This window comes from Collimonas arenae, assembly GCF_000786695.1.
Lineage (GTDB): Bacteria > Pseudomonadota > Gammaproteobacteria > Burkholderiales > Burkholderiaceae_D > Collimonas > Collimonas arenae_A.
Window position 1 is genome coordinate 3,821,837 of the sequence record NZ_CP009962.1, and the last position, 16,933, is coordinate 3,838,769.

The following is a 16,933-nucleotide window of genomic DNA, read 5'->3' on the forward strand; positions in this document are numbered from 1 at the left end:
TGAGTCGAAAAAACAGCGATCGGCGGATCAACGATCTTCGGAAATCTCTGCCCAGCAATTAGGCGTCTCATGCAGCACCAGTTTTTGCAGATGCAGGCCGGTGCCGAAATGATCCTTGTAAGCTGCTTTGAGAATATCGAAAGCGGTGCGTGCCAGATTTTCGACAGTCGGGATGCGGTCGATAATGACGGTCTTGTGATCAGGCAGCGTGGCCAGGAAATCACGTACCGCTGTGTCTTTTTCGTAGACCAGGAAAGCATGGTCCCAGACATCCACCAGATGCTGCTTGGCGAGCGTCTTGATGTCGGAGAAATCCATGATCATGCCGTTGTCGGAGCTGCCCTCAACTTCGATGACGGCGCCCACCAACGTGATTTCCAGGGTGTAGCGATGGCCGTGCAGATTGCGGCACTGGCTCTTGTGATCGGGAATCCGGTGTCCGGCATCGAATTCAAGTTTGCGGGTAATAGTGAGCATAGGTGGTGGTTCTCGGTAAAATCGGTTATCAGCTATCGGGCCGGATCAGGGAATCTGCAGCAGCTTGTGTGTTTGCAAGCTCAATTTCCATTTAGGATTGCGCTTGCAGGTCTCAATCGCCAACTGGATATTGTGCGCCTGTTGCGGGCCATCCATGGCTTGTACATAGAAATGGTCGAAATCAAGCGATTCATATGCCGCCAGTGATTGGCCGATCTGCGGGATCACCACTTTCAACTCATTACCCTTGCGCAGCTTCAGCACCGAACCCATTTTCGGGCTGACGCAAATCCAGTCGATGCCCGCCGGCGGCTCCAGCGTGCCATTGGTTTCGATGGCGATTTCAAAACCCGCCGCGTGCATGCTTTCAACCAGCGCTGTGTCCAGTTGCAGCAAAGGCTCGCCGCCGGTGAACACCACGAACTTGCTACCGGTGTAAGTCGTCGGCCAAAGCGCATTGATGGTATCGGCGAGCAACTCGCTCGTCTTGAACTTGCCACCGCCCTCACCGTCGGTGCCGACAAAATCGGTATCGCAAAACTGACAGACCGCCGTACTACGATCTTCTTCGCGCCCGCTCCACAAATTGCAGCCGCTGAAACGGCAAAACACCGCAGGGCGGCCGGCATGGGTGCCTTCGCCTTGCAGTGTGTAGAAAATTTCCTTGATGCTGTAAGTCACTTTGTACTCGTACTTTCTATTTGCCATTAGGCGGCATAGCGCGACCGCTCCAAGATAATCCGCTCGCTTCACTACCTCTATAAAGGTAACCAGTCCGCCATCCCTTGACTACATGTCTTTGCAAAGACATGAGAAGCGCGTAAACGAAGAATTTTTGCGAAACACTTGGTTTGATCGATGGCAAAGTATGCGAAACGAATACCTGCTCATCCATCAGCGGTCATCTGGATAATATATCCTGGGCCACCTTGGATAACGGCCGCCGAAGACGTCGACTGCCCCATCAGGCCAGTATAAATGCAAACGCGAACCGCTGACGCCGGCGCGATGTTCATTTTGAACGAAGAGCGAGATTATACAGATAGAGGCGGTTATCAGCATTGGATAGCGCAGAAACCACGGCAAAACCGACAAAATGCAAGCAATCTTGAGGATGTGTTGCCTAAGACTACAAATACTTGCAATAATGGAACTACTGAACATGGACGCACACATGCGACCCGCCAAGCATTACTCCGATCTCAATGAAAAAATAATCTTCAAATGAATCTGAACAACAGGCTGGAATTCGCAAAAAACAAGAACAAACTCTTTCTCTGGACTGGACTTATCGGCTCAACTAGATACTTAAGTATAACGGCAGTTTGAATCTTGCCATGGAGCGCACAGAGGCCGCGTAGCAAGGTGAATAGCGTGGTCGATTGCCAGGAAGCAGAGCATGTACAAGCCGAAAAGCCTTAGAGAGCATTTAATCGCGGCTAAACCTGACTTGCAACGAAATCCCGATAAGCTGCTGGTCTTTGCCGACGAAGACAACGTGGTTGCCACCGGGACCGGATCGCTATCGTTTCTCTATCAGTACAAACTGAACGCAATCATTACTGGCTATAGCGGCGATCCCGATGCCATCATGGCTCCGCTCTTAGCCTGGGTGGCGGTTCATCAGGTCGGGCTGTTGGGCAACCCTGAGCAGCGTAAAACCAGCATCGGATTCGAGGTCGATTTTAATAATTATGAAACCATGGACCTAGCGATTACGCTGGCGCTGAACGCCCCAACTGTGCAACCTCCTCTATTATATTTCGATAAATTCTACTCAATCAGGGATATAAGTCGTCCATAACGCCCAGCGTTCGACAGCACAACCGCAGTGGGAAGTGGGAACTTCTCCACCTGTAATTGTTCGACTGAAATGCGATACTTTTTTTTGGAAGAAAATTAATGAATAAATTTACCGTTTTTTATCTGCTTTGTTTGAGTGTAGTGGCGAATGCGGGAGCCGAAGTAAGATCAATTTCAGGTCCGAAAAATTTCTTATATTCCAGTTCCGATGATTTGTCCAAGATCCAGCCGCAATTAAGCCGCCCTGATATTGGTGGAATACAAATTGTCTATAACTGGAAAGATCTTGAACCAGCAAAGGGGCAATATGATTTTGCGCAGATTGAAAAAGATTTAGCGTTCGTCAACAACCTGCAAAAAAAACTATTTATTCAAATACAGGACAGATTTTTCTTACCTGACGCAAAGAACGTTCCAAGCTACTTAATGCAAGATTCAGTCTACAACGGCGGCATAACGCGGCAAGACGACAATCCAGGTGAAAATAAACCTGTCGGTAGTGGATGGGTGGCGCAGCAATGGAATCCTGCAGTGCAGGCACGCTATCAAGCATTATTGCAGGCATTAGCTAAAAAATTCGATGGCAAGGTCTACGGCGTCAATTTGCCGGAAACGGCGATCGACATTGACATGAAACGCGACAAGACCGGTTTCAGCTGCGATAAATATTTCGATGCTGAGATGAAAAATATCGCTGTTGCAAGGCAAGCATTTAAAAAATCTCATGTTGTGCAGTATGTCAATTTCTGGCCCTGTGAATGGAATAATGATCGTAACTATATGGGACGCATATTTGAATATGCAGCTAAACACGATATCGGATTGGGTGGACCTGACATTGTTCCGAATAAAAAGGCGCAGATGAAAAATGCGTATCCGTTCTTTCATCGCTACAAAGACAAGATCAGTTTGATTGCAATGGCCGTGCAAGAACCAACGCTAACTTATATTAATACCGAAACAAAAAAACCATTTACTCGTGAAGAATTTGAAGCCTTCGGACGGAATTATTTGGGCGCTAGGATTATTTTTTGGAGCTTGTCTGCGCCATGGCTGAAACAACCTGTCGACTCCGACAGCGAAGCTATCGCAAACGGATCGTAATCTGCTCAATACAAGTCATTTACCCTGTGTTGCCTAGGACCGATGACACATATAGGGTACACATAAACCTGCTTGCCAATGCAGAACGAAAAAGCAAAAAAGCCCGCATTTACGCGAGCTTTCAGGCATTTCCTACTTCTGTATACTTGCCAGTGCTAGACGTCTAATCATTCCCACTCAATTATCAATTGATCCCGCATGCCCAACGTTTAATTAGCTTTTACGATCATCGCCACCGCAAATACCACGAAAAATACCATATCAAGAAATCTAGGTAGCTAACATGGCCAATTCGGAAAATAGTTGCAACCCGTGCCAACTCAACCTCTCACAATTTCCGACAACAGATTCGTAGCACTCCTGTTGAGTTCAGAGAGAACGCGATCTCCTCCCGCCTAATGGAACTTGACTATCTCCCAGGTTACTCACGAACACCTTTGGAAATTTTCCGATCGAGTTCTAAATCAATACCTCTCTGGAGTCAGCATGCCAATTGGCCCTACTACACCTCACTCTCCAACTATCACACCTACATTTACGACGCATTCAACTGCGGCATCTTTGCCAGCGGGACCGGCAGCGGCAGCGCAATTACCCAATAACACTCCCGGTCATGCAACTCGTCCTAATGCGGGGAGAGCAAGTTTTCAGCAAAACCTTCGTGCGGGTTCGGGCTGGGTGGACACGTTCCGTAGTTCCAAGGAAAATATTGAAGCATTCAAGAAGGAGCTCAACAAATCCGAAAGGCCTTTAGTTCATTTCCCTCACAGTGCAAGGGGAGATATGAACGCCTATAAATATACCGCCTTCCTTGACCAGAAAGATCGCCCTCTCACGGTATTTGAATATTCTGATAACCCCCCGCCGGGATCAGAACAAGAAGCATTCAATCGCAATATTGATGTTATAAAACAACATATATCCTCACTAAACGGCAAATTAGAAGAAGGTCGTGATTATATTTTCGGCCTCCAAAAAGATATAAATAATTATAAAAAAAACCCGGAGGGCGAACAGAGAGTAAAAAAGCATTACCAGGAGTACGACAATATCATGTCAAATCCTGAGGTACGCGAAAAAGTACACGCCATGTTTAAGAGCGAGATTGCAAAGGACCCTGTAAAAACTTACCTTGCGAACAAATCGCTCTCCGCCGACGTTTCCGAGAAAAATCGGAAACCAGAATCTAAGCTCATCGTTATCAATATAAACAAGCGAGCACCTCAGAAAAAATGGGACCCTCGAGAGTATCGTCATACAACACCGGACGATGCTCACATGCAAAGTTTAATAGACGGCATTTATGACGCACAAGATGCAATCGAGGGGACGGATAAGCTTGATATCAGCATTGTAGGCAGTAAATTTAACGAACTGGAGCAACAAAATTGGGAAAAATACGGTGAAGGGAAAGGTGTTAAGGTGCACTTCTTTAACGATATGCAAAAAGAAGGGCTTGACCGCAACCAGCAAAGAGCGGCCTTATTCGCGCTGACCGATCGATATAAAAGCACAACCTATTTAGGTCATCAGTCTGGGGTTAATGAGGATGCCCAGATACTTTCGAGAACGAACGTACACAGTCTAAGTGAATATTTAAGTCTAGGTCAGATAGGAATTAGTCGCGTCGAAGCAAGACCACAGTTAGATGCTGTGAGAACGAGCGGGGTGGACATGGCTACGGGTGCAAATAGTAAGGGAAATTTCTACAGCCTACGCAATTCAGAGTTTCTGACAACAGAAGGTATTCTAGCAGCCGTTCAAATTAAGCTTGACGACAAATCGAACGCACACCGACCACTGAATGAACTATTGAGAGATCTGCCGAATAAATACACTACCGACACTGGAAAAGAATTATCGGAAATGACGGATGCCGATGCCACCGACAAGTTATTCGAAATGATTCTAGAGAATGCCGGAAAAATGAAAGACGGAATAATTTCGGCTGATATTAGCGAAGAAGCTAAGACTAATTATAAAAGCGCGATTGGTGTGATTGTACGGCGCATGGAACCGGGTGAACCGGGTCTGAGCCCGGAGGCCAAGCAGTACTTTACTAACACAATGAAGCAAGAGCTAGCTCGTCATGACAGCAAGGACCCTGTAACACGGCATTATGACAAGCTTAGATCGCACAATCACGAGATGCGGCCCTACAAGCTCGGGAAAAATCAAATTGAACATAGAAAGGTTAATAATGACAACTACTTGGAGATGCTTGACAAGGAATGGCCCATCCCGAGAGATGAGCTCGATGACAATGCATAGCGTTATAAGTCATTAGCCGAGCCCTTCACGGAGCGCGTGTAACGCATCAGCGGCAGCGAGTACGTTGTCAGGCCCCCAGCGAGACCGCTCCCTTGTGACTGCTCCAGTCGCAAGGGTTCAGTCCACAACTGCGTCAAAATGCGTCACTTTTTTGCATAAAAAAGCCGCTTCCCAAGCATCATTTTCCCTATGTGCGGCAGTTTAAAAAATTTGAGTCAAAAGCGCCCCATTTAGCGGGCAGGCGTGGAGGGGGGATGACTGCGCTCCAGTTCGCTCCATCGAAAGGAGACGCCTATTGCGGAACAAAAAAAGCCCACATCACTGTGGGCCTTTTAGATACGATCACCGAAACCTTCAAGCTCATCCCAAACCATTCCATCCGCAGTTATGGCCTGCATTCGCTCGGTCCAGATGAAGCACGGCTTGCCCATACCCTCCAGGAACTGCATCCTTTCCGGCCTCCTAGAGGCGCTAAACGAAAAGCCTTCGGGATCTGGGTTTTGCACGATCATTACACTATCGGCCCAGCCACTCGACAAGCTGGGATTTTCAACCTGAACGACCGAACCCACTCCCAACCTGCGCGCATACCCAAGCTCTGCCAGAGCATCAATCACGTCTCCCATGCCGCGTTGTGGGCAGAAGGGTGTATCGATATGAAAATTCAGGCCATAATAATCTGCACCGTAATCGGAAAAGTGATAGCAAAAATAGTGCAGCATATGCTGAAAGTCTGGACCTTCCTCTCGATGCGAAACAGCCACTTTGGCAACCTCGGTCATCTCATATGCGAACGTGAAATAGCAGTTACTGCCCACTACATTTTTCAACACGTGTAGTTCAGTCAGAGATTCGGCAATAGATTCAAGATTGGATTGATGACCGTGGTAAAAGACGAGTTGATGGAGGTCGAATTCACGTGCAACGAATTCGGCCAGTTCTGTATCATTCTCGGCCCAATTGTGCGCAGCTCGCGCCATTGCCAAAGAAAGTTGCCCGCAAGCATTATCATCTTGCCGCATAGTTAATGACATCGGATTAAATGTTGTTGGTAAGCGTATTTGAAATGCCACGATTCGGCCTCTATGAGAAGGCATCGGAAATAGTGGAGAAACCAGCGATTTCCCAAGAATTTTCAGAAAATCTTACCATGATCACCTCAATTTTTAGCCCTCTCCCGTAAGCAGAATTTGCGGTAAGTACATTCCAAAAAAATTGCATCATTTTGCGTCACGATGACGCAACCGATTACGTTTGCATTTCCTCATCGGGATAGTCAGTAACAACCTTATCAACCCGCTGCCGATTGTTTCCACGCGCATCAACCTTGACCATGGCGGTACTCGAACTCTTTACCCAATTACCGACACCATGCCAACAACCAAACCTGCAGCACAGAAATCGAAGTTCTTCCGTGTCGCCCTGGAAGGATCGACTACCGACGGCCGCGTCATCGACCGAGCCTTCATTGAACAAATGGCGGCCAGCTTTAATCCTGATCTCTATGGCGCCCGCATTTGGATGGAACACATCCGGGGAACACTGCCGGACAGCCCGTTTAAAGCCTATGGCGATGTGACTGCTCTGAAGGCCGAGGAAGTCGAGCTGGGCGGCGCCAAGAAGTTGGCGTTGTTCGCGCAGATCTCACCCACGCCCGAACTGGTGGCCATGAACAAGGCGCGCCAAAAGATCTACACCAGTATCGAGATCAATCCAAAGTTTTCCGATACCGGCGCGGCAGAGCCAACTACCGGATTCACATCTCCCTCATCGCATGGCTGCTGATCGTGGCCACCGGTACCTGCGCCCTGGAGATCCTACTCGGTCACGGTCACCCTTCGCTCGGCCAGGCCGGTATCGCTCTAACTTTATGTGTCCTGGTGCTGCGCGCCCAGGGCAACGTCGCCAACATCATCAAGGACGTCAATGACACCGCCCTTGGCGCGGTGATCTATATCCAGCGTGACGCCCTGAACGCGGCCAGGGAACTGAACATCACCTTGTCCGATACGGACGGTCAACTCGCCATACCGCCGAAGGGTGCCAGAATCAATGTGCAGATCGGCTGGGCCGATTCCGGCCTGGTCGACAAAGGCATCTTTACCGTGGATGAGATCGAGCACAGCGGTGCGCCGGATGTGCTGACCTTACGCGCCCGCACGGCAAGCCTGATTGATACCTTCCGTGAGGTACGCGAGGACAGTTACAGCAACACCACCCTGGGCGCCATCATCGAGCTGATCGCATTCAAGCAACAGCTCATGGCCGGCGTCTCCGATGCGCTGCGCAATATCCCTGTAAAACACATCGACCAGACCCGCGAGAGCGACGCCGCCTTCCTGCGCCGTCTTGGCAAAAAATACGATGCGGCCGCCACCGTCAAAAACGACACCTTGATCTTTGTGCCAGCGGGCCGCAGCAAGACCGCCTCCGGACAAGATTTGCCGGTGATCCAGATCACACGCCAGCTAGGCGACAATCACCGCTTCCACAGCGCCGAGCGTGACAGCTACAGCGGCGTGCGCGTGTTCTGGTATGACGAAAAGCACAGCATGCGCCGAAGTGTCGTGGCAGGATTGCCAGGCAACAGCAAGCGACTACGCACCACCTATGCCGACGAAGCCGACGCCCGCACCGCGGCGCTTGCAGAATGGGGCCGTATCCAGCGCGGCACATCCAGTTTTGAACTATCGCTGGCACTCGGCATTCCGGCATTGATGCCGCAGTCGCCGGTAACGGTGATGGGATTCAAAGCCGCAATCGATAGCATGGATTGGCTGGCATCCAAGGTGACGCATAGCATCGGTGACGCCGGCTTTACCACCCGCATCGAGCTGGAAACGCGCACAGAAGAAGCAGAAGTCGAGCGCGAAGATGAGGTAGATCCGGATCCGGGCATTACCGGGGTGATCGCCAAATGGCGTAACGCTGTCACGAAAAAATCTGGTCAGGAAATAGCACCGCTGACAGGTACCGGCAAGCATGTTAAGCCATTGGCCGGTGCCACCGCCAATCCGAAAACACTGCAACACGTTTATGCCAGCAAACAGACTGCCAGACGCGCAGCCCAGGGAGAATGGGAGCACATTGTGGCGCGGCGGGACATTATTAAAGAGAATAACGATGGCCGGTTCAGCTAAACGCGATGACGCATATAAGTTCAGACTCGCACTGACGCGTCGTGTTCAATATGACCGGCTGCGAACGACTCAGCCCGGTCAGTCAGCTTTCTCAAAAGAAGTCATGTCACATGACAGCGCAGCTTATCAATCTCGAGGCACAATCTAGTTATTAAACAATAAAAAAGAATAGCAAGTCATAAATTGCGTAAGAAGCAGCGCATGCCAAAAAAATTGAAAGCAAGCTGAGTATTATAGATTTTACGACCATCTCTATTCTGTTTGAAAAACTATAATCCTTCGGATAGAGTACTCGAAAGCTTAGAACCGTCATTAAAAAGAAATAAATTACACCCATCGTTACTTCGCCCACCAGCATCTTGAGACGTGCAAAGAAGAGTATTGCTGCAATTTGACCGGCGATCAGAGCAACTAAACCTGCACAAAACGATTTCGACCAAAGCACCCCTAATTCTTTCGGCAGTCGTCCCGACATGGCGCGGGAACCAATTATCTGACTGCCATACTTGAGAGCCAAGGCTATTGATAGGCAATAAAAAAAATTATAAATGGGATGAATATCACAAGAAGTCCGCCGAGCCTTAACATATATTTCCTTTCTTATTTCAGGGACAAACAATGTATTGGATGCGTGTCACTGCTTTGATATCGCATTCAGTCGACTGGCCGGTTGAAGACCGTTGGTTATCGACCCAAACCAGCCTGTCGATCTTCCCCCAAAGGAGACATTCAGCATTAGCCATCTCATAGGCGACTGCTCCAAGAGCAGGGGGATTTAATCTTTCCTAAAAAACGAACCTACTACAAGTCCGACCATGCTCGCCATAATCACAAAGGGCAGCCCAAAGGTCGCACAAGTCATAAACAGCGTCCATGCATTTATAGAAATGCTCCAACACGCAATTCCGGTTGCAAGAAAGAGAAGAAACAAAACACCCATTCCTCTATTAAAACCTAACAAGGACGAACATAAACCAGCGACGATGGCGAGTGCCAAGGCAAATAGTGACGCTACCAGGATATTTTTCCTTCGCGGTTGAATTGTCCACACTTCTAAGGCGGGGCGAATTTGTGGGGTACCTCTCGCCGTTGCGAGCATGCCGTCAACGCCACAGCAAAATCAATTGTCAAATTTAACGCCTGTAACTTGGTCAGAGGATATCAAAAACGCGGAAATTTGGGTTGCTGCAGATTCTGCGATATTCGGATATTCGTCGTCCAAGTAGAGTGTGACCTCTTCGATTGACCAAGGACCGAGAGACGCTTTGTATTCGGAGAAATCATTCTGGATTTCCTTCCAGGATATGTAGCTTTTTTTGGAAAGCAGAACAGCGGTTTCCGTGTAGACGATGTGTAATTTCATATTGCTCGGATATTTAAAGCCAATAATCAAACATTTTTTCGAATAGATCCGGGGTCAGATCTTGCAACGAAACATTGGGGAAACAACATGTTGAGAGCGCCGGTTCAAGCGCGAGAGATTTCATCTGTCATTGAAAGATCTGACCTGGATTTTTTTCACTGAATCAGCTTCGGTGGGCTGCAGGCGACGTATTCAGCATGACAATTCGTATCGCTAGTACTGCATGCCTTCATTCCAGCGCGAGTTGCTGCCTCTACCGTAAGGCCAAAGGAAAAATGCTTATTGTCACCGACAATCATTGCTGCACATTGATTGTGGTAATTAATCTTAACATTGCACTGCAAACCGCCTTTCGCTTGGCAATCGGTCATTGCCGCTTGCCAGGCCTGATCCGGCTTGGACATATTGGTAGCGGCGCCAAAGATGCCCTTCGTGTCATCGGTCGCAATCGCTCCCCACTGAATCTCCGCGCGAACCCAGGGCGGGTTGTGAGTTGGCATGGGTGCGCAGCCATCCACAATACCTCCCCCAATGTGGTAGTACTCCAGCGGACAAAAGCCTTCCGCATGGACGTTCAAACTCAGACAAAGAAAGCTGATCAACAAGAAGGATTTCATCGGGATAAGATCTAAAGGTTGAAAAGGAGGAGTCGTGCTGTCACCCCTGACATACCGATGGGGTTCAAAATGTAGTGCAGAATTTCATCCACTCTGCGGTAAAGTTCCTCATCCTTCGGCGCTAATTTTATGCCCATAATAATTCGTTTCACCAAAATTTTGAAATCGACATCTATCCTTACTAAGCGGTTAGGGAGCAGAAATCTCCCGTTTCTGATTTTAGCGTGCCAAAAACTTTCTCGTGAAAGGAAATATCAGTAGTACGCAACGCCATTTGCCCTATGCGCCGCCAAATCTTCTAACGTTTCCGGCGCCGCGCCCATTACACCATCGCGCCTTCCCTGCCACCCCGTATTTTTATGCTCGAAAACAAAGATCTCAACGGAATATCCCCACCCACCACGCTCAATGGCAACAATTGCACAGTTTGCATTTAGGCCCGCGATTGCGAAGCGGCGATGTGGTCCCCCACCGACATCGCCCGCATTGAACGATTCGCCGCGACTAGCTATTTCAATGTATCTATCGTGATGAAGAAATGTATTTATCTCATTGGGCAACGCATCGAGTGAGCGAACTTCTGCAAGAGAGGTACCAGAGCAGTCGGGTTGTGACGTTGCGTTAGCTTGGCAAATGGTGAACAGCAGCAAAGCTCCGACGACTGCAAAACGGGACGATTTCATGAGCCTTTTCCGCAGTAAAAAGAAAATGAATTAGTGTGAGTTAAAAAAAGAGATTTGCTAAAAAATAAAATTCACTACACAAGCGAATGCCTGCATTTCGCCGCTAACAGCTCTAAGGTGCATGACGACTCTCGATAGATTCGACAAAGAAATAGCCAGGATGTATGAACGGAGGTCGGTTTAAGTTACTCCCATAAAAACGAATTCTTTCACCCTGAGTTCCCAGTTCAGGTTTGTCATTCATCGACATTAATGCGCCGGAAACACACGAATCTTTACGCGAAACTGAGGCTTCGCCGTTCTGCCCAAGGTCGAATTTACCTTTGATGATTTGCACGTTAGAAAGAGTCAAAATTTCCGGATTTTCGACATAACCGCACATCGGGGCATTTGGACCAGTCTCACATTCTTCCTGGCCTCCTGTATGCGTGATGTCGACTACAGTCGCGTCAACAATCCATTCGGCGGTCTCTTTGCATTCTTGTAGATCCTTGCAGTTTAAGCGCAAGCATGGATGGTGAGCTTCTGCGACAGGAGTAACGACCAAAAATATGGCTGCAAATAACGGAAATAATATTTGATTCATGTGGATCCGATCGTTATTTATATAGCGTGCTTATGGGCCTACATTGAAATACCTGATCCCGAGCTTCGCGCTCGCTACAGAATTAGCGAATGCACATAAGTTGATGGCCATTGGTTTTAGTGCTTTTCTGTGTGCAGAAAACTAGACCTCTCTGAACTCAAGACCCCTTAGGTGACTTGACTTCCATTGCGCTACGAATCGTTGACTCACGAATGTAGGGCTCACTCTCAAATTGGAAATCTTGAAAATATCAGCGCCGTAAACAACTTCTGGAAAAAATGCGTATCGGCTGATATGCATGATTCGCCCATTGCTAAACCGCGTTATGGATGACGCGTCCTCATCAACTGCGTTAAGAACGCTTGTCGGGTTGAACACCACCAAGTCAGCTTTATCGCATGTAAGGGGCAACAGCTCTCCGAACTCCATCAATAGCGGTCGTAACGCAATTACCGCATTTTCTCTCAGAATCAGAGCGTGCGACCCGAGCCAAGGGGCGTCTGAGGTTAAGAGCTTTACATCTTCGTCTTCTTGAATAATTTTTACTGCAATTGGCTGCCAGTCAGCTGCGCGACGCATGCCATTTATCTTTGCATTGAAATTTTCAAATCCATCTTGTTCTATTGGATGACATAACTCATATCCGTTCTCGGGTACGATGCTGAAAATTTTCATCACACTGGCCATTCACTGATATCCCATTTTTTTTTAATCTATCTGCGTGACGTATTACTTATCTTGAGTGCTAAGTCGATACCGACACCAAAAATCTGAAGCTAAATATAATAGTTCGGTGATTTCGCGTTGTCTGGATTTAATAACGTCACACAAAATCCTTCATCACGTTTGAAGGATGCAATAGCATTTTGCACTTCGTCAGACCGAATAACGTCAGCCACTGCAATGAAAAAAGTTTCTGAGTTTAAAAAATTGGCGCTCCAAGTTTCAGCCATTTCTTTGCAAAGAGCATCTACCTGCGGCCACTTTCCTTCTTGTTGCTCTGAGAAGTTGTAGTATGGCCAAGTCGCGACGTCGTTGAGAAGATGCGCCTCTTCGGTGAACAAAAGAGAAAGCTCAATCCATCCATGCCAAGGGAAAATTCCTACATCAAATCTCAGCAGCTGTCGGTCACCAAATCTGTCGCGTTCGGCATGCAGCTTCGCACAAACAACCGCTCTCATCTCGGATTTCCAATTTTCTACATTCATTGTTGATTGCCTTGACGTTGAAATGAGCAGTTATAACACCTCGCGTCGTAGCGATACTTGATTAATTAAGAGTTCATCGTGGCAGTCCAAGTAGAAATTTGTCAGCCATGTCAAATAGCAGATCAGATGGATCGTCCCCACGTTGCCTGCTTTCCAGCAAATTGCACACTTGATCGTCATCCAGAACAAGAATGAGTTTGCCACTCTCTCGCATAGCGCCTTGGGTCATCTTGAAGGCGTTCTCGTCCGCACCGCGACGTGAAAGGACTATAGCGACCTTGCGCAGACCTTTCTCAAGCAGGTATTTCTCAGTCGTCAGTATTTGACCTTGCTTGATCTTCTCTCTGTAGTTTTTGAATTCAAACAAAATATAGCGACTATGCAAGTGATCCATTAGAAAAATCCAAAAATCGGCAGCTGGCAGGATTCGGCACACATAATCATAACGATTCAGTCCGTCGTCAGTGGACTTCTGCGAGTGCCAACCCTGAAGACTTTTCGAAAAGAGATATCGCAGAATTCGGTCACATAGCAGTTCATATTTCCGCCAGGTTGTTCTGGCCTGATTTCAGCGCTCGAAGTTCTGTAACTAAATCAGTCCCCTCCGTGTTAACTGGGGGCGGTTCAACGCTCTCAACTGTGGATATTATTTCTAGCTTGCGTTCGATGGCGTTAGCGCCCTCGGCCTGATCGCTATCGTCATCGATCGATCGTACTTCCTCCAATATTGCGTTTAGTTCATCGAAGACTTCGGGTAACCTTACCGCCCACAAGAACAGAATATGGCGGTCAACAATCGTGATCCCATATTTCACTTCAAGAGTGCGGCTAAGAGGCGGAGGCAAATTCGACGACACTATCAACATACCGCGTAAACCGGGCGCAACTCTTACCTTCTTATGGAGATTAGCGGCGGCAGATTCGATCAACGAAATTTGAGCGCGTGCAGTCCGATAAAATTTAACTTCGGTTGCCCAGCGCGCCGAAACGCGATCTAGCTCGACGACAAAATCAACGCCCAGTTGAGCTGCGACATGCGCGTGATTTGCATAGCCGTTTGCCACAAGCAATTTGCCCACAAGTACTTCGAACCGCAAATATGAATCTGATTCCGCAGGTGTCGTCAACAATATTCCCCTTCTTCGGTTGTACTTTTATCGAGATCGCTTTGCCGACCACACCGCCGGTGTTTGATTAGTCGCGGGCAAACATTCTTGAACTGTTCCGGAGAGATTTTTTACCGTGCTTCCGATTGAATAAATCTTTCCCTCAAAATAGCATCTATTCTCCGGCAATACCGTTGCGACGTTCGCGGCATCAGCGGTAGTCGGCATTTTGTACAGCAACCAGCCGAAGGCGCCAACGCAAGTTATAAGAGCAAGTAACTGCGCCCTAGCCGTTCGTTGCAGGCGGTTGAAATTAGCCGATTTTTCGGTGCAACCTAAGCATGTCGCCGGAATATCGGGTAGCCACGTAACCATTTGTCGGCCCAGGCGCCGAATGTCTCCACGCCTTTCACTCGTGCTTTGTCTCGCGCCTTTTCTTTGGCTGGCGACTTCCCGGCGGCGATCATCTTCTTGGCTTCACCCAGCTGCTCCCGGGCTTCCGCAAGCGAAATACCACCCAAGCCATAGCGCCCAAACGTCAGGGTCTCCTGCCTACCATTGATCGAGTAGTTGTAACGGAAGGAGATCGATCCTGCTGGAGTAACTGCTACGTAGAGGCCGTCACGGTCGTTTACTTTGAAAAGCTTCTCACCTGCTTTTAAGTTGCGCAGCTTGGTATCGGTCAACATGGCTTTCTTCCTTTTTTAGTTAGAAATACCATGATTTACACACCCGCATTTTCTGCCAAATATCTCTTTCAAATCAATGATCTAGATATTTTTAATACCATAAAAGCAAAAAAATCATGGCATGGTATTGGGTGGCCCTCATGGCATCGGCGTGGATAATACCATCACAAATGCCATCTGGAATAAGTACTTGGGTATACATCGGCCTGCCAATCAATGCGGAGAAAAAAAGCAAAAAAGCCCGCATTTACGCGGGCTTTGAGGCATTTTCTACTTTCGTATACTTGCGAGTGCTAGACGTATTTTCATTCCCACTCAATAGTCGCAGGCGGCTTGCCCGAGATATCGTAAACCACCCGATTAATCCCGCGCACTTCATTAATGATCCTGTTCGACACACGTCCCAGCAGTTCATGCGGCAGATGCGCCCAATGTGCTGTCATGAAATCCTGCGTCTGTACTGCACGCAAGGCCACCACGTATTCATAGGTGCGGCCGTCGCCCATCACGCCGACTGACTTTACCGGCAGGAAAACCGCAAATGCCTGGCTGGTCTTGTCGTACCAGGATTCGTCGGCGTCGTCCTTGGTATTGCGCAGCTCTTCGATGAAGATGGCGTCAGCGCGGCGCAGCAGGTCGGCGAATTCTTTCTTGACTTCGCCGAGGATGCGCACACCCAGGCCTGGGCCCGGGAACGGGTGGCGATACACCATCGAATGCGGCAGGCCAAGCGCTACGCCCAGCTTTCGCACTTCATCCTTGAACAGTTCGCGCAGCGGCTCCAGCAATTGCAGATTCAGGGTTTCCGGCAAACCACCGACGTTGTGATGGCTCTTGATGGTGTGCGCGGCGTTCTTGCCTTTGCCTGCGCTTTCGATAACGTCCGGGTAGATGGTCCCTTGCGCCAGCCATTTAGCATTCTTCAGCTTGGCGGATTCGACCTGGAATACTTCGACGAATTCGCGACCGATGATCTTGCGCTTGGCTTCGGGATCGGTGACACCTGCCAGGTGCCCCATGAACTGTGCCGAAGCGTCGACATGGATCACCTTGACGCCAAGATTCTCTGCGAACATCTCCATGACCATCTTGCCTTCATCGAGACGCAACAGGCCGTGGTCGACGAATACGCAGGTCAGCTGGTCACCGATGGCGCGATGGATCAGGGCTGCGGCAACGCTGCTGTCAACGCCGCCGGATAGCCCCAGGATCACTTCGTCGCTACCGACCTGCTTGCGGATGGATTCCACGGCTTCAGCGATGTAATCCGGCATGTTCCAGTCAGGTTTGCAGCCGCAGATATCGAGCACGAAACGGCTCAGGATCGCTTCGCCCTTGACGGTATGGGTAACTTCCGGATGGAATTGCACTGCATAAAACCGGCGCTCTTCATCAGCCATGCCGGCAATCGGGCAATTCGGCGTCGATGCCATCAGCTTGAAGCCTGGCGGCATGTGGTTGACCTTGTCGCCATGGCTCATCCAGACCTTCAGCATGGAATGCGAATCCGGCGTCACGAAATCGCTGATATCTTTCAGCAATGCAGTATGGCCACGGGCGCGCACTTCTGCGTAGCCGAATTCGCGTACCTTGCCCATCTCGACCTTGCCGCCCAGTTGCTCGGCCATGGTTTGCATGCCGTAGCAGATGCCGAATACCGGCACGCCTAGTTCAAACACTGCTTGCGGCGCACGCGGGGTGTCGCCGTCGGTAACGCTGTTCGGGCCGCCCGACAGGATCACGCCGGAAGCGCCGTAGCCGCGGATGAATTCATCGGACACATCGTAGGGATAAACCTCGGAAAACACCCCAGCGTCGCGCACGCGCCGTGCGATCAGTTGGGTAACCTGGGAACCGAAATCGAGAATGAGGATTTTTGAGTGCAT

General features: G+C 49.0%; 16 protein-coding genes and 2 pseudogenes. 5 read left to right on the plus strand and 13 right to left on the minus strand.

What is annotated here, in order from left to right; translation table 11 throughout:
* Nucleotides 1–27: 27 nt before the first annotated feature.
* Complete coding sequence (gene queD / locus LT85_RS16735; RefSeq protein ID WP_038490933.1) at nucleotides 28–477, minus strand: 6-carboxytetrahydropterin synthase QueD; 450 nt, start codon at nucleotides 475–477, stop codon at nucleotides 28–30.
* A 45-nt stretch (nucleotides 478–522) separates the two neighbouring features.
* Nucleotides 523–1,158, minus strand: a complete 636-nt coding sequence (gene queE / locus LT85_RS16740; protein WP_038496576.1) for a 7-carboxy-7-deazaguanine synthase — start codon at nucleotides 1,156–1,158, stop codon at nucleotides 523–525.
* A gap of 718 nt (nucleotides 1,159–1,876) precedes the next feature.
* On the opposite strand from queE, the gene LT85_RS16745 reads away from it, so the two are divergent.
* The 3 genes from LT85_RS16745 to LT85_RS16755 all read left to right on the plus strand — a co-directional run bounded on the left by LT85_RS16745 (nucleotide 1,877) and on the right by LT85_RS16755 (nucleotide 5,655).
* Entirely contained in the window at nucleotides 1,877–2,281 is a 405-nt protein-coding gene (locus LT85_RS16745) for a phage tail protein (protein ID WP_052135271.1), read from the plus strand.
* Nucleotides 2,282–2,379: 98 nt separating this feature from the next.
* Nucleotides 2,380–3,384: a hypothetical protein gene (locus tag LT85_RS16750; RefSeq protein ID WP_052135272.1), complete on the plus strand. Its 1,005-nt coding sequence runs from the start codon at nucleotides 2,380–2,382 to the stop codon at nucleotides 3,382–3,384.
* A 486-nt stretch (nucleotides 3,385–3,870) separates the two neighbouring features.
* Nucleotides 3,871–5,655, plus strand: coding sequence for a hypothetical protein (locus tag LT85_RS16755; RefSeq protein ID WP_156117561.1), 1,785 nt, complete (start codon nucleotides 3,871–3,873; stop codon nucleotides 5,653–5,655).
* 332 nt (nucleotides 5,656–5,987) lie between these two features.
* Here the strand turns inward: LT85_RS16755 and LT85_RS16760 are convergent, their stop codons facing one another.
* Entirely contained in the window at nucleotides 5,988–6,728 is a 741-nt protein-coding gene (locus LT85_RS16760) for a hypothetical protein (RefSeq protein WP_156117562.1), read from the minus strand.
* A 298-nt stretch (nucleotides 6,729–7,026) separates the two neighbouring features.
* Here LT85_RS16760 and LT85_RS16765 point away from each other — a divergent pair.
* Both LT85_RS16765 and LT85_RS16770 read left to right on the plus strand, forming a co-directional pair.
* Nucleotides 7,027–7,395: pseudogene (locus tag LT85_RS16765) on the plus strand (GPO family capsid scaffolding protein); the annotation flags it as partial.
* 29 nt (nucleotides 7,396–7,424) lie between these two features.
* Complete coding sequence (locus LT85_RS16770; protein WP_367379810.1) at nucleotides 7,425–8,795, plus strand: contractile injection system protein, VgrG/Pvc8 family; 1,371 nt, start codon at nucleotides 7,425–7,427, stop codon at nucleotides 8,793–8,795.
* 151 nt (nucleotides 8,796–8,946) lie between these two features.
* Here the strand turns inward: LT85_RS16770 and LT85_RS16775 are convergent, their stop codons facing one another.
* The 10 genes and pseudogenes from LT85_RS16775 to guaA form a co-directional block, all read right to left on the minus strand.
* A complete protein-coding gene (locus LT85_RS16775; protein WP_156117564.1) occupies nucleotides 8,947–9,414 on the minus strand; it encodes a hypothetical protein in 468 nt (155 codons plus the stop codon).
* Between the two features lie 899 nt (nucleotides 9,415–10,313).
* Nucleotides 10,314–10,775 (minus strand): DUF4189 domain-containing protein, encoded by a 462-nt coding sequence (locus LT85_RS16790; protein WP_081992468.1) that lies wholly within the window; start codon nucleotides 10,773–10,775, stop codon nucleotides 10,314–10,316.
* Nucleotides 10,776–11,029: 254 nt separating this feature from the next.
* Entirely contained in the window at nucleotides 11,030–11,458 is a 429-nt protein-coding gene (locus LT85_RS16795) for a hypothetical protein (RefSeq protein ID WP_038490987.1), read from the minus strand.
* 112 nt (nucleotides 11,459–11,570) lie between these two features.
* Entirely contained in the window at nucleotides 11,571–12,044 is a 474-nt protein-coding gene (locus LT85_RS26690; RefSeq protein ID WP_156117565.1) for a hypothetical protein, read from the minus strand.
* 141 nt (nucleotides 12,045–12,185) lie between these two features.
* Entirely contained in the window at nucleotides 12,186–12,731 is a 546-nt protein-coding gene (locus tag LT85_RS16800; protein WP_038490990.1) for an imm11 family protein, read from the minus strand.
* A gap of 89 nt (nucleotides 12,732–12,820) precedes the next feature.
* Nucleotides 12,821–13,252: a hypothetical protein gene (locus LT85_RS16805; protein WP_038490993.1), complete on the minus strand. Its 432-nt coding sequence runs from the start codon at nucleotides 13,250–13,252 to the stop codon at nucleotides 12,821–12,823.
* 73 nt (nucleotides 13,253–13,325) lie between these two features.
* The gene (locus LT85_RS16810; RefSeq protein WP_038490995.1) at nucleotides 13,326–13,646 is read right to left on the minus strand and encodes a hypothetical protein; all 321 of its coding nucleotides are present in this window, start codon (nucleotides 13,644–13,646) and stop codon (nucleotides 13,326–13,328) included.
* Between the two features lie 142 nt (nucleotides 13,647–13,788).
* Complete coding sequence (locus tag LT85_RS16815; RefSeq protein ID WP_172656995.1) at nucleotides 13,789–14,379, minus strand: restriction endonuclease; 591 nt, start codon at nucleotides 14,377–14,379, stop codon at nucleotides 13,789–13,791.
* A 338-nt stretch (nucleotides 14,380–14,717) separates the two neighbouring features.
* Nucleotides 14,718–15,047, minus strand: a pseudogene (locus LT85_RS16820) (Arm DNA-binding domain-containing protein); the annotation flags it as partial.
* Nucleotides 15,048–15,352: 305 nt separating this feature from the next.
* Entirely contained in the window at nucleotides 15,353–16,933 is a 1,581-nt protein-coding gene (gene guaA / locus LT85_RS16825; protein ID WP_038491002.1) for a glutamine-hydrolyzing GMP synthase, read from the minus strand.

Coding starts and splice junctions, on each gene's coding strand:
- LT85_RS16795 (WP_038490987.1), bottom strand. CDS start 11,458: ATGAAATCGTCCCGTTTTGCAGTCGTCGGAGCTTTGCTGCTGTTCACC.
- LT85_RS16755 (WP_156117561.1), top strand. CDS start 3,871: ATGCCAATTGGCCCTACTACACCTCACTCTCCAACTATCACACCTACA.
- LT85_RS16810 (WP_038490995.1), bottom strand. CDS start 13,646: ATGGATCACTTGCATAGTCGCTATATTTTGTTTGAATTCAAAAACTAC.
- LT85_RS26690 (WP_156117565.1), bottom strand. CDS start 12,044: ATGAATCAAATATTATTTCCGTTATTTGCAGCCATATTTTTGGTCGTT.
- LT85_RS16805 (WP_038490993.1), bottom strand. CDS start 13,252: ATGAATGTAGAAAATTGGAAATCCGAGATGAGAGCGGTTGTTTGTGCG.
- LT85_RS16790 (WP_081992468.1), bottom strand. CDS start 10,775: ATGAAATCCTTCTTGTTGATCAGCTTTCTTTGTCTGAGTTTGAACGTC.
- LT85_RS16745 (WP_052135271.1), top strand. CDS start 1,877: ATGTACAAGCCGAAAAGCCTTAGAGAGCATTTAATCGCGGCTAAACCT.
- queD (WP_038490933.1), bottom strand. CDS start 477: ATGCTCACTATTACCCGCAAACTTGAATTCGATGCCGGACACCGGATT.
- LT85_RS16800 (WP_038490990.1), bottom strand. CDS start 12,731: ATGGCCAGTGTGATGAAAATTTTCAGCATCGTACCCGAGAACGGATAT.
- LT85_RS16750 (WP_052135272.1), top strand. CDS start 2,380: ATGAATAAATTTACCGTTTTTTATCTGCTTTGTTTGAGTGTAGTGGCG.
- guaA (WP_038491002.1), bottom strand. CDS start 16,933: ATGCACTCAAAAATCCTCATTCTCGATTTCGGTTCCCAGGTTACCCAA.